This is a genomic window from Dyadobacter sp. NIV53, assembly GCF_019711195.1.
Lineage (GTDB): Bacteria > Bacteroidota > Bacteroidia > Cytophagales > Spirosomataceae > Dyadobacter.
This window is the reverse complement of sequence record NZ_CP081299.1, coordinates 470402-486405: the sequence shown is the minus strand read 5'-3', so window position 1 is coordinate 486405 and position 16004 is coordinate 470402. Positions and strand designations below refer to the sequence as shown.

Sequence of the window (16004 nt, the reverse complement as noted above, 5' to 3'; positions counted from 1 at the left end):
TCATTTTTCTGTGCCGTATCTGCTGGTTGTTTAGCGGCAACAGTTGTAGCAGGAGCCTGGCCTAATTTTGATTCATTTTCAGCTATTTTTTTCTCAGTGATTCAATCTCTTTTTCAATATTAGCTTGGTCGTCAGCCGCTTTTCTTGCATCCTTGGAATCGCGTGCTGCTTCGCGTGCCGCTTTTTTTGCCTCGTCAGCCAATTTTTCATCCTGCGCATTGTTAATTAAAGCACCTGCGGCGGTTTTGTTATTGTCGGCCGATTTCTGAGCGGCTTCTGTTGTTTTTTCAACCTGCGTTGTTTTTTCAGCCAGTTCGTTTTCAAGTTTGGCTAGTTTCGTTTTATCCTCATTGATCTTCTCACTGATCCCGATCGCTTCCTTTTGCTGGTTCAGACTCTGGATAGAATCCTTCGATATCTTTTGCGCGGATAAAGTAAGTGATAAAAACGATATCCCGACTGTATAAAATATTGCCTGCGTTTTCATATTCTTGTTTTCATAAAAATTAAAAATTACTAATTCACCACTGCGTGGATACCGTCATTACGTATAAGAATCATTCCAGCCGTATGATGCGCACGGTTAATACAGAAAGAATAGAAGATCTGCGGTTTTTTTAAAATGATGATGTCGTTCAGCGAAGGATAACAGCAAAAAAAGACTTTCAGCCGTGCCGAAAGTCATATATTATTAAGGTTTGATTAATAGCAGTCAGTAAGGTAATTTAAGATATCCGGCAAGAATATTATAACCAAATGCAGAAAAAGTGAGTACCATCATAATCAATGCAAAAAGCCATAACCCCATAAATACTCCAATTCCCAGATGTAACATCAGCGTCAATATTACCCACAGCGTCCGGGTCTTAGCCGGCCAGACCATAAACGGATAACCAAACTCAATTACCAGTGTTCCCCAGCAAATTAACATTGCCAGCCACGGCCATTGTGCCAGCCATGAAATATCAAAAACAGAAAATTGAGGCTGCATCATGGCCCGCCATATCGCTTCACCATTCCACCACTGCACGCCCTGCATTTTGGATATTCCCGCGTCGAGATAGATAATACATAAATGGATCTGCAATACGCGAATGGATAAATTGGCAATGAAAGACGGGTTTACCGTTTTTTTGCTTAAATACCTGTCTAATGAGAAACTTTTGCCCACCGGCATCCAGACAGCATAAAAAAGACAGATATGAAGCATAGTATCCACGCCATAAAGTGAAAAATATCCGCTGTTAACCGTTAATCCATGCATCAGCCACGCAAGTATGGCTGCTTTCCGTGTTTGCCAGCCCACCAATAATCCGCACAAACCGAGCCCGTAGATGGTGAAGACAGCATAAACACAAAACTTATAAGAAACTCCGAGTGGATAAAGTAAAAGGCACAGCTTGCCCAGGCTTGGCAGCCAAGTATCGGTAGGCGATTCGGAAATTGCCCATTGTATAAAGCCAAAGTTACCGTATAGCTGAAGGAGGTAAGGAGATATAATTATCAGCTGAACCAACCCTATCACGCTGATCGCTATGCGTAAAACAGCCAGCGGATAGGGATTGGCAGGATTGGCGATAAATTTTAACAGGCTGTTTCTAATAAAGAGACCCTGTACAGGTGCTGGTCTTAAAATAAGCGTTTTCATCAATCAGAAATTATTTCTTTTCAAATTTTCCCAGATAGATCGTCTTCCATGCCGGCCGTTTTCCGTTTTGGTAATCTTGCATGGATGGCAGTATATAAGCCTGGGAAACAACGGTTACGTTTTTGGCATTTGCCTGATTTCCCAAAATAAAAGCTGCCCAGGATTGTGCGAGCAGGTCACGTTGCTTTTCACCTCCCATACTGGATGCAATGACAGAATTATAACGAAACCCGATTTCCTTGTTATCTGAAACAAAATCAATAAAAGACGTTTTTCTGTCAAAATCCTCTACCAGGAAACCCGCCCTCAGGTCATTCGCAATGGATGGCGCAAAATAGGCGTAGTCCCGGAAGGAACCTGACAGGTTCAGGTAACTGCGTCCCAGGCTCACCAGGTCATTGGTCGAATTCCTGACTGAACCTGACCAAACAAAAAGCGCAACCGTAACCAGGTGAAAAAAAACCAGGATAATTATTGCGATCTGTTTGCTGGTCAGGTTGTTTTGGGAAAAAGCTTGATTTAAGTCCATTTTCAACAATTTTTATTGCAGCTATTTGATCAGCACATATTGGTTTTTGTCCAGATTCTGCGTGATCTTTTCGATCTGGAATACTACATCGATGGCTTTTGCGCCCGAGCCGGACTCTGTGTGTGAACCCGCACCGCCACCATTACAATTCTGAAAAATTGCCTGAAGATTTCCCGAATCAGAATATTTAATATTCCGTACTGAGGCAATTCTACGAACTTCTGTGATCGGGAAACCTCCATAAGTTTGGGAGCCTACCGTTCTTCGGCGGGAATCGAAAACGGGTAACACAACGCGGTAAGAAGCCGGATCCAAACTTTGTAACAGCCTCTTGATATTCGCAATATCCTCTGGCTGAAAAGTTTTGACAGGTTCCTGTCGTGCAGAAAAATCACTTTTTCTACTTGCTGTTTCTTCCGGTACAATGCTGTCCGTTTGGGAATCACAGCTAAAAATCCCCAATGCAAGCGTGAGAATACAGACACCTGCAAAAGCAAAACGAGATTTTGTTTTCATTACACTTAATTTTTAAAAGTTAAAAGAACAGGCTAATGCCCGGTTAATTGTAATTGCACATTGGTATCAGAAAAAACAGGAGGTAAACCGGTTTGCAGCTGTATTTTATTTTATGGCGGGAAAGAGTAAAAAATTAAGATTTTGTTATTTTTGATTTGTAGCCTTTTTTAAATTTGTTATACAAATTTTGGTTTACCTTCTAAAAAAAACCATACTGATAACATGAATGAAGCGCCGTTCAGTCAGAGTCAGCAGGACCGGCAGTTGATATCTGAAGTGAGTGAAGGAAAATTTAATATGTTGGATCAGTTCTACAAAACGCATAAATCAGGATTTTTAAAATGGGTTTATAAAAGTTATGGCCTTTCGCGCAGTGAAAGTGAAGATATTTACCAGGATGCATTTGAGGTATTGTTCAAAAAAATAACACTTGGTAAGCTCGATAATATTCAGGCCAATCTGAAAAGCTACCTGTTCAGCGTTGGTAAATACATGATTTACAATAAGTTCAAGAAAGGGAAAACGGTCAACCTTACTTCCGATCAGCCGGAAAATGAGCTGAATAAACTGGAAGATGTACAAATGCTGCCTTTGGAAGCCGATGAAGAAGAGCAGCGGCTGGAAGTTGTGGTAAGTTGTAAAAGGGATTTATCGCGATCCTGTCAATCCATTCTGGATATGTTTTATGCTGAAAAAAAATCAATGAAAGAAATCGCGCGTTTGCTTGGCTATAAAAATGAGGATGTCGTAAAAAGTCAGAAAGTCCGTTGTTTATCTGAACTTCGGAAATGCGTGGAAGCACAGCTGAAATGGAGTTAGAAGTAAAAATTTAGTAGTAAACAAGGCCCGGATGCGGTTTAGAAAAAATGAATAAAGAAGAGAAAATCCAGCTGATAGAGGATTATCTTGATGAAAAGCTTAATCCTGAACAACACTTGCTTTTTCAGCAGCAAATGGAAAATGACGCAGCGCTGCTTCAGGACGTGAAAATGCATCAACTGCTCATGAAAGGCATTGTTCTTGAAAAAAGCTTGGCCGCTACAAAGACCATTTGCATGAATTACGCAAAGACACTTCCGTTTTTACCATTGATATTGATTCCAAAAAAACGAAGGAAGTACTGCCGCTATGGCGATGGGGTGGCGCGATTGCTGCTATGATCCTGATTGGTATCAGTTATTTCTGGCTCTCATCATCTTCCGGTCCTGAAAAATTGTTTACCAAATATTACCAGCCTTACCGGGGAAGCGTAGTGGCGTCGGTTGTTCGAGGAGATTCATTACTAAGCACCGAACAGGCTGCTATCCAGGCTTACGACAACCGAAATTACATACAGGCTGTACCGCTTTTAGAAAAAATAACACAGCAGGAAAAAAGCCTGAACTGGCGTTTTTACCTGGGTATTGCTTATCTGGAAACCGGTGATTTGAAAAAAGCCGAAAGCAGCCTGACCGTAGTGGCCCGCGATTCCGGAAGCTTATTTTACAGGCAGGCGCAATGGTACCTTGCATTGGTTTTCCTGAAGCAGAATAATACGGATCAGGCCAAAGAAATTCTTCTGGTTTTAAAAAAACAACCGGGCACTTACGCGGAAAAAGCTAATCTGCTTTTAAAAGAAATATAAATCAGAAACCATTCATTTTTAGTCATTTTCTGGATAATTGAAAAATTATTTGGATTTCCCTGTTTACCTCCTTCTCAATACGATACCAACGTAAAAACCTCTGCAACGTTCAGGAAAGTAAATACAGCCATTATAACAATCAACTTAAACATCTAATAAAATGTCAAATCAAATGAATAATCTAAAAGGAAAAAATCTCACTTTGCCAAAAGCCCCTTTCTTTCCGGTTTTTGATTTTAGCAAAAAGAAACAGGAAAAAAATGACAAAGAGCCTGCTAAATCAAAACGTGGTTCCAATGAGGACTACAGGCGCGACGGAACCGATACGCCTAAACCGCCCGTAAAGGATAAACCAGGCCGCTAAAAATCTGTATTTCAAAACATTACTTATTTAAAAGCCATCTGTAAAATTTGGATGGCTTTTAAAAATTTAACTTCTAATGAGTTTTTCAAAGCCACGAATAATTTTTTGGCTCAGGTTACTGCCAAATAAAATCAGGAATCCTATTAAAGAAAGGAAGCCAATGAGTGGTAATAAAAATACCGGATTGGCGCTTTGAACCGGCCGCATATCGCCCAAAGGGATAAAGGCTCCCCAATAACGCGGATTACAATTCAGTTCATCTTCGTTCTGTAAAAAGTGGCGCTGAGCCAGTTGCATAGACTCATTGACAGGAAGTCCGGATGATAAACCTTCATAAAAATCCTTCATCAGATCCGCGGTGATATTGTCGTCAACCTTCCACAAACTCATGATCAGTGACGGGCATCCTGCATAAGCAAAACCCCGCGCTATACTGTATACACCTTCACCTGTATAAAATTTCCCAATTCCTGTTTCACAGGCACTTAATACAACCAGTCTGGCTTTTAACCTGAGACTGTACAATTCGTGGGCATATAAATAACCATCATCACCTTTACTCCCTGAAAGATTAAAATTGAGCCTGCTTTCATACTGATTTTCTTTTCCTGCGTTGCCATGAATAGCCAGGTGCAGAATGTCATAATCAGAAGCATATTGTTTGAATTTGCTCTCCGTGGCATCTTTTCCTTTTAAAAATTTACCTTTCATTAAGCCGGCAATGGCATCGAGCTCCCGGCCTGATCCCGGAATGTTATTAACCTCTGTCCTGAAATTACTTTGTTCTAAATTCTGAGGTATACTTGAAAAAGCAAACGCCAGTACTTTTGGCTGTATTTTCTTTAACGAACGTAAATTGTGTTTTAGTAATGTAGCCGAATAAGCACTGCTGCTCCTGAACTGGTAAAGTAAATAGGAGAGATCCCGGTAATTGATTTCATGCGAATCAGGAAGCCTGGAAATGAGCGCATTAAATGGCAGATAAGCCAGCGGCCCATCCGGAATGATGATCAGTTCATTGTCCGGATAGGCCGTTAAATTATTGTCGGACCGAAAATCGGCTGGTAAAACGGGTCTGATCAATATGTTAAACAACGTATTGGCTCGTTTAACGTATTGTGTAAAAGCGGTTTGTTCTCCCATTTTATCCGCCGTTCCGGTTGGAACTGTTGTAAAACTCTGAAGGAAATCGTTAAAGATCCGGTTAAAATTCCCGGTACGCCTAATCCGGATTAGCCTTGTTTTTGCATCCGTAATACCCAACGCATAAATGCAACTGTCTCCCCAAAAATACGCCAGCAATTGTTTGGAGCTATTTTTAAGATCTTTCTTAACATCGGGCAATCGTACTGTTTCGTTGGCATACCTGTAATGAAATAAATTAGGGAAATCCCTTTCCAGCACCTTTTCCAGCTTTTCATTTTGCAAAGAAATATCAAGGATTTTCGCCCTGATTTTCTGAACCTGATCTTCATTATATTTGGACTTATTCATTGCTGTTTCCAATTGCTGCTGATAATGATCCATTTGAAACCGCAAAGTTTTTTCAAAGTTGATCACGCTATCGGGAACACCGGTTTCATTCAGTTCTTCTGCTTTTCTTAAATTTTGTAGTAAAATCTGGCTTTTGCTTTTTTCCATAAAGTGAAATGCACAGGTATGAAAATCATCATTTTTTTCTGTTTGGCTTAACAAAAAAACGCAATCCAGTGCCTGTTCGTAAATGACCTTACTATTCTTCGCAAGCAGGAGCCTGGAATTTTCCAAATCATAAATTTGCGCATATTTGTCCATTAGCGTGTCAGTGACCTGGTAACAGGCAAGCGATTGTTCAAGATCAGATAAGTCCTCTTTATCAATCAGATAACGCTGTTTGAATGCCACAGCCTTCTGGCTTAGTATTTCATAGAGGTAATATCTGGTGCCAATCAACGCGACAGTTGGATTTGCATTCAGCTGAATCCGGTTAAAATCAGGAACACCGGCTATAATGGCCTGCTGAAAATAAATAAGTGCCTGATCCGTTTGTTTTTGCAGAAGAAATAAATCTCCGAGATTTTTGTATGCCAGCGCAGTTTTATAATGCTTTTTTCCAAAATGGGCCAGTCTGATTTGCAGGCATTTCTGGTAATAGTAACTGGCTGAATCAAATAGAATAAGCTGCATGCAGATAGTGCCCAGAGATGCATAACTATTGGAAACAACGAGTGAGTCAGCGGTATTTTTATCGGATGATATTTTCAGCGCTTTTCTTAAATAATATTTTGCCTGCTCATACCGTTTTATTTGCTGGTAAGCGCTGCCCAGATCGTTGTAATAATAAGCCAGATTGTTGTGCGTGTTGTTTCTGCTGCTATATTCACGGTTCAGCCTGACTGCCTTTTTTAAATGTAAAATTGTATTGGGAAAATCGGAGCGGGAATTATAAATACCACCCAATATGCTGTATGCCATTTCCAGAGTTTGCGGATCTTTAAGCTTTTGCGCAGCCAGCAAATATTGATTGGCATACAAAAGTGCTTTATCCGGATCCCCTTTTAAGCGGTTAATTGCCGCAAGATCATAATACAAGCCGGCTATTTCGGCCAGATCTTTATCCGGGAATTTTTCCGTGATCGACAAAACAGTATCCAGGCATGCTTCTGCCTTGGCATAATTGAAAAGCAGATACTGATATACCTGTGCGATCTGCTGGTAACTGTCAGCCACCAGTTTGCTGTCTTGTCCAAACAAATAATGCCTGATTTTTAAAGCCTTATAGTGGGCTTCCAGTGCTTTTTCGGGTTCTTCTTTTGTATAATAATATTCTCCGAGATAGTAATAAGTATTGCCCGTAAATCTGTGGTTCGGCCCTAATTTTGCAGTCCCGAATTCTAGGGCTTCCTGTAAAGCTTCAAACGCAGGTTCAAGGCGATTACTCCTGATTCCGGTATTTCCAACCGTGTTCAGTGCCCACACATAACCTTTTTTGTTACCTGTCTTTTTATAATAACTGACAGCCTTCCGGTAATGGTAGAAAGCGCTGTCGAAGTTACCGGCACTGCGTAATGAATCGGCAAGGTGGAGATAAGCGTCTTTGAAGGGAGGTTCCACAACAGGTATTAACGGCGGAATATTGTTTTTTGCCAAATGAAAGCTGTCCTTTCGGTAATTAATATAGCAAAGAGAAAAAAGGATCAGAGTAAATAAACCTGTGGCCAGCCAAACAAAATTGCTATATTTTTTCATAAAATATCTGATAAGAATATTTATAAAAACAGCTGCAAAAGTAATATTTATGATAGGGATCGGCAAGAAGCACTTATTTAACGTAGCAGGCTAAACGAAAAATGCGGAGATGTTAACTATATAAATAAAGTACTTTTACTAAAGCAATGTCCGTTTGGTTTGCCAATTTGGACGTCTTATTAAAATACCAAATAAGGGCAATGATTTATTAGCCATTTTTGTTACTCGCTTGTGCCAAAATAGCAACTCATGATCAAATTTACTCATAAAGGGCTTTCCCTGAAAATTACAATTCGTTACGCATACTTCATCTTAATCTTATCTTGTTTTTTTACTAATTCTGCCACAAGCGGTCCTTTGGGTGGATTACTACTTAAAGGAGGTAATAAAAGCGATAATAAAGTTCTCAACCATAGCAATTACAAAACTGTATTGGCAGATGGCTGTTCACCAGTGAGTACTCTACCTTGCTCGGATTTGCAGGTCGGCCTTCCTTATACATTAACATTTACTGATCCAGTTGCCAACACGTTGCCGGATAAAAACGGTGCAGGAACCGGTTTTACAACAGTTAATACTTATTCAGGAACCAGGTTATCGGCTGACGGACAGCCTGCTAATACGAGTGTACCAGGTTATGAGCCATCGAAAATTACGTTAACCGGCGGTCGTTTGCAGTTAGTCACTAATAAAGGCATAGATTTCCAGACCAATAACAATCAGATCAACTTACTTGGTGTCAAAACCGCCGCAGTCAAAAACCTGCAGATGGAAGTAAAAGTGATCAATCCTGTTAACAAAGCTCAATCACAACAGGCCGGTCTTTGGTACGGCCTTCATGATAAAACGTTTATTAAGCTTGGTATTAGTGCCAATAAAGTAGAGTTAAGAAAAGAACGTAACGACATCAGCAGTACCACGGCGGGAACTTCTAATCCCGATCAGCGCATTACGGCAGTTGTAAGCGGACTCAACTCCAAAACGGTACAGCTCAGAATGGTGATCGATTCGGTTGCCGGAACTGTAAACGGATTTTATTCAATTGATGGTGGTACTACTTTTATCAATGTAGGAACCGGATATTCTGCAACCGGGCTTGATATCAGTGCAATGAATATTACCGGTGGAAATTCCTATGCTGGGATTTTTGCAACTTACCGCAATGGCACTGTAATAGATACCTATACTTTTGATGACTTTGCAGTAAAAGATTTAACGGTTGTTGCACCCTCATTCCAAACAGTTAATATCAGTTTCAGGCCGCAAAGCAGTGCAGCACTTTCAGGATATACATCTGATAATGGCCTTGCTTTTGACGCTTCCCGTAAATTTGGCTGGATCAGCCCGACTACCAAACTTCCTGTTGACCTTAAAGCCAATATGCGCCAACGCACCGGAACGGCTGATGCAAGGCAACTTTCACACGTTGAAATGCAAAACAATACAGGCGGACAGGTACCAGGAAGCTGGGAATATGTAGTTCCCAATGGTTCTTACCGGGTTACGGTCAGTGCAGGAGATTTTAATTTTATCGACAGCGATCATCAGGTAAATGTAGAAGGCCTTCCCACGATCACCGATTTTATTGCCACTATGGCTGGTAAATTTCGTATTTCGACAGCAACTGTAACTGTTAGCGATGGCAAATTAACTGTTGATGCGGCGGGAGGAGACCATACCAAAATCAATTTTATTAATATCAGCCAGGCAACCGCTATAACAGACGCATCAGCACCGACTGCTGGTGCAAGATTTGTAGGTACGCTTAAATCTGCAAATATTTATTCAAATCAGGTACAGGTTTTGCTTACTGCTTCGGACGTTGGTGCTTCTGGCCTTGCTTCTTTACAGTATTCGATTAATAACGGAACATATATAAATTATACTGCTCCATTTACCCTCACTGCTTCTGGCGCTTACGCGTTGAAAGTTAAAGCGGTTGATGGCAATAACAATACTACAACAACGGGTACTTATAATTTCAGCGTTGTTGGTTCGGTAAGTTTGGCTGGTATGGTTCTGAAAAATATGAACCTCTTTCCGGCTGACGACCAGCTTGTTTTTTCCTATATTAATACTCCATGGAGAAGGACATCACCTGTAACGACTGAATATAACGCAAACCATGATAAAGTAACGCTGCGGATTAACAGCACTGGAAATGAAAACCTGACAGTGCGGAACCTGACCTTGTCGAATTCTTCAGCTTGGAAAATTTTATCGGTAAATGGAAATACTTCGCCAAGCCTGCCAATCACAATTAATGCAGGAGCTTATGCTGACGTAACAGTTCAGTTTATGGCAAGGAACTTTACAGCCCGGATTGTAACTTTCAGCGATACCCTTACTATTGTCAGCAATGACGCAACTTCTCCTGCTAAAAAAGTGATGCTGCGCGGTATATGGCAAAGACAGGGAGAGGGTAACTACGAGCCTTATGCACAGGAAATTATCAGTGCATTCGGATTCAAATCCATAGTTGGTTACAATGCCAACGACGGTACGGTAAAAGGTAAAACGATCATGCCAAATTCCAGCGAAATAGCAGCTGCTTATTTTGTAAAAGCGGATAACAGCAAACCTGTAACGGTGTATCAGATGGCTTCTTACCATGGATGCTGCTCTACTGCACTGGTTGATACCATTAAATATGTTGCCAAGGGCTCAACTGTTGTACAGTCATTGTTCGCACATAATTACCTCGATTCCCAATCATTGTTACCCCGTTTGCTCAGTTCGTCGACTGCACCGGCAATGGGGACTTTTAATCCGACTGGTGCTTTCCGCCTGGCTATCAATACTTCATCATCGGACAGAACCCAGAATTATGGCAAGCTGATCGGTTTGAGGATATTGAAAGTAGTTGACAGTGAAGGAAATATCGTACCAAATGCCTATTTTATCAATGTAGATTATCTGGGTAATACTTACACCAATTATGATTACCAGGATGGTATTTATTATATAGAAAATATCAAGCCAGAAACAGTTGCGGCAATTAGTTCTGACCTGACTGCTGCATCTGAAGCGAATCTGAGAGTTGCCGAAGAAGAAACACCTATTGGTAAAATACTGGTTTATCCTAATCCAAGCTCAGGAAATGACATTTTGCTGACTGCCACTGATTTTGGAACAAATGAAGAAATAACAATTTCGGTCACTTCAAATATGTCGGACAGGAAATTGCATTCTGAAAAGTTTGTAACAGACCAATCGGGAAGTGCCAGTTTAAAATTAAAACTTAAAAATCGCCTGAGCAGAGGTATTTACATTCTGAATACGGAGTCCAAATCAGGCATAGTTCGCTCCCGACTGCTGGTGGAATAATTTCTGCCGCTCACTAACGAGCCATTAAAATCTAATAACCACGTACGACCATAAATTTTAATTTTGTTTGTAGCCGGGTGTTTTGAATTGATTCCTAATCGGGTCATTTCAGAATATCCGGCTATTTCAATTTTATTTCGTCCGGCAATGATTTTTACTTTTTTTATTTAAAATTAACCTACCTTTCATTTATAACACAAGGTTAATCAGCTCAACAATTCTCATGTCACTCACTCATTTCAATTCCAAAGTAAATATTGTGCAAAATTTACGCACCAGGTATGTAACTGCCTTACCCACCGGATAATAAGGATTTCAAAAACACTTGGCGTTTTATAATTAAGTACTTATTTTTATTTATGCCCGTAAAATATAATGAGCGGTAACAATTGCATGCTGCGAAGCTATAAGCTAAAAATTGGCCATTAAATTTTATTTCCCGGTTGTAAAAAAGTATGTAATTGGAACAGTTTTTACAACTAATTTGAAGTTAACGTTATACAGGAACCTTCACACTAAACTTATGAAATGGAAAATATTTACCCTCTTACTTCTTATATGCAACGCGGCTTCTTTTGCCGGAGATATTGCTAAAGATGAGATTAATGCGTTTGCTGCCAAGACCGGCGCCGTTCCTACCATTGATAAAGCAACTAATTCATTAAGCTTTTTACGGTTTCCAGTCGGACGATCCTTACAGCTTACGGGTGCTACACCGGAGGAAAAAACCCGTTTCTTTCTGAAAAAAAATGCAGGATTGTTTGGCCTTCATCCAGACAGGGATACCTATGTCACGAAAGCAAGCAAAAAGGATGGCTATGGGCTGGAGCACGTGGAGGTACAGCAATATTTTCAGGGTGTACCGGTTTTTGAAGGTATTTTAAAATTTCATTTTGGTAAAAGTGCCGGGCTTTCCTCCCTGAACGGCAATTTTATACCAGTCACTAAACTGAACACTATTCCCGCTGTTTCTATGAAAGAAGCGGCTGATGAGGCGATCAGGCTGGTGACCGGGCAAAGGCATGCCAATTTTAAAATCCCTTTGAAAGTGATCAAATCTACTTTGTACGTATTTCAGAAGGGCCTGGCGCAAGGTTATCAGGGCGTCAAGTATCTGGTGTACGAAATCGAAGTACGTAACGATGCAGATATTCGTGAGTTTTTATACATAGATGCACACTCAAAAGCCCTGATTGAACAATTTACAGGTATGCATCAGATCCATCGCACGTTATACGAAGAAGATACTGAACCCGGAAACAAAACGTGGGAAGAAGGCGACCCGCTGCCGGGAACGCTGGATGAGTGGCAGGAATCGGAGGTGAAATCTGCCGGGCACATTTATAATTTAATGAAAAATGCATTTGGCCATACTTCCTATAATAATGGGGATGCACCAATGATTACCATTAATAACAGTCCGAATATTGATTGTCCGGATGCAAACTGGAACGGCGTTGTAACAAATTTTTGTACAGGTATCGCTTCCGATGACATTGTAGCTCATGAATGGGCACATGCTTACACCGAGTACACAAGCGGACTGGTATATGCATGGCAGCCGGGTGCGATCAACGAATCCTATTCCGACATCTGGGGCGAAACGGTTGATCAGCTCAATCGTTTCATGGACGAAGATGAAAGCAGCGAATTAAGAACCGATTGCGGAAGTTCGGCCCGATGGGAAGTAGGTGAAAAATCATTTGAATTTGAAGCAAGCGGGCGGGATATGTGGAACCCTAACTGCAAATCGGCTCCTGGGAAAATTACTGACCCTTTATACTGGTGTGCTTCGACAAGGGATGGCGGTGTACATGTCAACTCCGGTGTCCTGAACCATGCATATGCGTTGCTCGTCGATGGAGGGCAATATAACGGACAAACTATCAGAGGGCTCGGACTCACCAAAGCTGCCCATATTTTCTGGCATGCACAGGCGAATTATATGACGAAAACTACCGATTTTGCCGCGCAGGCTGATATCCTGGAAGCCTCATTGGCTGATCTGATGGGGGTAGGTCTTAATAGACTGTCTACTGATTTAATTCCCGGCGGATTATCCGGGGAAGTGATTACTGCCGATGATGCACGCGAATTGTCCAAAGTAATTGCAGCGGTTGAATTGAGAACCAATAATAATTGCAATTTTCAGACTATACTTCAACCTCTGGCTGCCATTTGCATCGGTGGATCACGTACAAATTCTTTTTTTATGAAGATTTTGAAGCCGGAATGGCAAATTGGAAAGTGGGAAATGCGGGTAGTAAAGGCACTTGGACACCCCGTAACTGGGTGCTGGATGCTACCGCTCCCGGAGGAAGAACCGGCAACGTTGTTTATGGAGTTGATTATACCGGAGGAGATTGCGGTGTTGATTTTCAAAACGGCGTTATAAGCCTGGAAAGTCCGGTTATTATGATCCCGCCTGGTGCTTCCGGCCCATTTAGTATGGCGTTTGATCATTTTATAGCGATTGAAGCACCGTACGATGGAGGAAATATTAAGTTCAGGATCAATAACGGCGAATGGGCTCTGCTGCCAGCTTCGGCCTTTATTGCAAATGGATACAACAGAACTATAAACAATACTAACCAGGAAGGGGCAAATCCGTTACAGGGCCAGCCGACCTTTTCAGGAATTGATGAGGGGGCGGTTGTCAGCAGCTGGGGACAAAGCCGTGTGGATCTTTCTTCGCTGGGGTTAGAAGCCGGACAAAACATACAGTTTCGCTGGGATCTGGGTACTGATGGTTGTGTAGGTTTGGATGGCTGGTATATTGATGACGTACGCGTTTATTCATGTTCTTTGCCAACAGTTCAGTTTGTTACAAATTCGACCTCGATTAACGAAGGTGAAGCGGATACAACTGAGGCCGGATCAAACGAATGCCTCAGGTATGTTCAAAAAACAGTTACGGTTAAAATTAACAAAGCCCCGTCTGCACCTGTTACAGTAACCTTCAATCCACCAACCGGTACTGCAACCGAAGGCGTTACGGCTGATTACAGTTTTGCACCTGCATCCTTTGTTCTGCAGGAAGGTGCGTTGTCACAGGATGTAGAAATCCGTATATACAACGATGCGTACGTGGAAGGAAATGAAACTGTGGTATTGTCATATAACTTGTCGACAACAGGCGATGCCAAACCGGAATCTTACAATCAGGAACATAAACTCACTATAACGGATAATGATTTTCTGCCAGGCTCTACAAAGACAGAAATGATGTTTGAAGATTTTAATCTGGGTTTGCTGCCGGCTGACTGGTTTATCATTGGTGAAGAATCTTTTCCGGATTCATGGGGTGTAGTACAAAATCCTGACGTTTCCCTGGATCCGGGAGGAAGCCCGCTTCTCATGATCGACAGTTATGCAGCTGGTCGTGTGGCTATGGATAAGGTGGTGGAATCGGGTACTTTTAATACCGTTGGCATGTCCAGCATCAAGCTTTCTTTTATTGAGTTCTTCTATGTTTATCCTTCGGGTTTCAGGGAAAAAGGAATGGTAGATGTCTGGGATGGAAGCCACTGGCACAATCTGCTCACCCAATCCCAATCTACCGGTACATCGGGCTCGTGGGATGAGCCGGCGGTTAGAAACATAACTATACCTGTGACTTATGCTAATCCGGCTATGAAAATCCGTTTCAGGTACATTGCCAACAACGATTACTGGTGGGCTGTTGACAATATCAAAATTACGGCGGAAAATTCAACCCAGGTAGAAAGTAAAATAACTGCTGTTCCGGATGCACAGTATCTCGGGCCTCATGGTACGGCATATTTTTATGATCCGGATACTAAAAATTTAATGGCTCAGATCCATAATCTGACGGATCATGATTATGGCTGCACCACAGTTGCCATTGACAGGATAGGGCAGGATACAACGAAGTGGATCGGTTCCTATCACATTACAAATAAGACATTTAAGGTGACACCAACCTATAATAATCCATCGGGTAATTACGAAATCACACTTTATTACAAAGCATCAGAGCTGCCGAAATTTAATGGTACATTGATCAGGTCAATGGGGAAAAGCCTGGGGGGAATTACTACCAGCAACAATCCGGCTTCTTCCGTTGCAGAATCGGTCGTAAGCAATCAGTTTGGTTCGGATTATTCCTTTACCTCTATTTTTCATTCCGGTTTTTCAGGATTCGGACTTTCTGATGCACCGCCCAACGGGCCGCTTCCGGTAACGCTTGTAAGCTTTGAAGGCAAACACAGTACAGAAGGAAATCTCCTTACATGGACGACTACATCCGAAGTAAACAATGACTATTTTGTAATAGAGCGCAGTAAGAACGGGCGGGATTTCAAACTGGCAGGCAGGGTGGAAGGTGTTGGTAATTCAGCTGCTGAAAATCATTACAAATTTACAGATACAGGATTTCCGGAAGGCATCAGCTATTACCGTCTGAAACAAGTTGATTCTGATGGCACTTTTACTTACAGCCGAATTATTTTTATTGATGCTCTATCCGGTTATGAACTGAAATTTTTCCCGAACCCTGTACAATCGGTACTGACGATAGAATTGCCTGATAATGAAACCAAAGCAGTGAATATAAGGGTAATCAACTCAGCTGGGCAGGAAGTTTTTGCCAAACAAAATGTAAAGAGCAAAAATGGCAGCCTAAAATTAGATATGCATGATTTCCCTTCTGGTATTTATAAGGTCATTTTATCAGAAAAGCAGGAAATTGGTGAAAAGAAAGATTTCCATTTATCTGTTTTTAAATTATAGATATATTGTTGCGTAC

The 16004-nt window shown here is 41.4% G+C and carries 12 protein-coding genes; 7 read left to right on the top strand and 5 right to left on the bottom strand.

The genetic code is table 11. The features are described 5' to 3' along the window. Positions 1 to 82: 82 nt before the first annotated feature. The 4 genes from KZC02_RS01955 to KZC02_RS01940 all read right to left on the bottom strand — a co-directional run bounded on the left by KZC02_RS01955 (position 83) and on the right by KZC02_RS01940 (position 2693). Positions 83 to 487: a hypothetical protein gene (locus tag KZC02_RS01955; RefSeq protein WP_221392560.1), complete on the bottom strand. Its 405-nt coding sequence runs from the start codon at positions 485 to 487 to the stop codon at positions 83 to 85. Positions 488 to 712: 225 nt separating this feature from the next. Then, positions 713 to 1648 carry an HTTM domain-containing protein gene (locus KZC02_RS01950; RefSeq protein WP_221392559.1) on the bottom strand — a complete coding sequence of 312 codons (936 nt, stop codon included), beginning with the start codon at positions 1646 to 1648 and terminating at the stop codon, positions 713 to 715. A gap of 10 nt (positions 1649 to 1658) precedes the next feature. After that, positions 1659 to 2177 carry a hypothetical protein gene (locus tag KZC02_RS01945; RefSeq protein WP_221392558.1) on the bottom strand — a complete coding sequence of 173 codons (519 nt, stop codon included), beginning with the start codon at positions 2175 to 2177 and terminating at the stop codon, positions 1659 to 1661. Between the two features lie 21 nt (positions 2178 to 2198). After that, positions 2199 to 2693, bottom strand: coding sequence for a hypothetical protein (locus tag KZC02_RS01940; RefSeq protein WP_221392557.1), 495 nt, complete (start codon positions 2691 to 2693; stop codon positions 2199 to 2201). Between the two features lie 222 nt (positions 2694 to 2915). On the opposite strand from KZC02_RS01940, the gene KZC02_RS01935 reads away from it, so the two are divergent. From KZC02_RS01935 to KZC02_RS01920, 4 genes are all read left to right on the top strand, one after another. Next, a complete protein-coding gene (locus tag KZC02_RS01935; RefSeq protein ID WP_221392556.1) occupies positions 2916 to 3512 on the top strand; it encodes an RNA polymerase sigma factor in 597 nt (198 codons plus the stop codon). A 47-nt stretch (positions 3513 to 3559) separates the two neighbouring features. Further along, positions 3560 to 3853, top strand: coding sequence for a hypothetical protein (locus tag KZC02_RS01930; protein ID WP_221392555.1), 294 nt, complete (start codon positions 3560 to 3562; stop codon positions 3851 to 3853). Then, on the top strand, positions 3745 to 4317 hold the full coding sequence (locus KZC02_RS01925; protein ID WP_221392554.1) for a tol-pal system YbgF family protein: 573 nt from the start codon (positions 3745 to 3747) through the stop codon (positions 4315 to 4317). The genes KZC02_RS01930 and KZC02_RS01925 overlap by 109 nt, the downstream gene beginning before the upstream one ends. Positions 4318 to 4477: 160 nt before the next feature. Next, on the top strand, positions 4478 to 4681 hold the full coding sequence (locus KZC02_RS01920; protein WP_221392553.1) for a hypothetical protein: 204 nt from the start codon (positions 4478 to 4480) through the stop codon (positions 4679 to 4681). Positions 4682 to 4747: 66 nt separating this feature from the next. Here the strand turns inward: KZC02_RS01920 and KZC02_RS01915 are convergent, their stop codons facing one another. Beyond that, the gene (locus KZC02_RS01915; protein WP_221392552.1) at positions 4748 to 7909 is read right to left on the bottom strand and encodes a CHAT domain-containing protein; all 3162 of its coding nucleotides are present in this window, start codon (positions 7907 to 7909) and stop codon (positions 4748 to 4750) included. Between the two features lie 249 nt (positions 7910 to 8158). Between KZC02_RS01915 and KZC02_RS01910 the strand changes: the two genes are divergently transcribed. From KZC02_RS01910 to KZC02_RS32790, 3 genes are all read left to right on the top strand, one after another. Next, positions 8159 to 11236, top strand: coding sequence for an OmpL47-type beta-barrel domain-containing protein (locus KZC02_RS01910; RefSeq protein WP_221392551.1), 3078 nt, complete (start codon positions 8159 to 8161; stop codon positions 11234 to 11236). A gap of 523 nt (positions 11237 to 11759) precedes the next feature. Beyond that, positions 11760 to 13631: a M4 family metallopeptidase gene (locus KZC02_RS01905; protein ID WP_221392550.1), complete on the top strand. Its 1872-nt coding sequence runs from the start codon at positions 11760 to 11762 to the stop codon at positions 13629 to 13631. 20 nt (positions 13632 to 13651) lie between these two features. Beyond that, entirely contained in the window at positions 13652 to 15988 is a 2337-nt protein-coding gene (locus KZC02_RS32790; protein ID WP_310590464.1) for a T9SS type A sorting domain-containing protein, read from the top strand. Positions 15989 to 16004 lie beyond the last annotated feature (16 nt).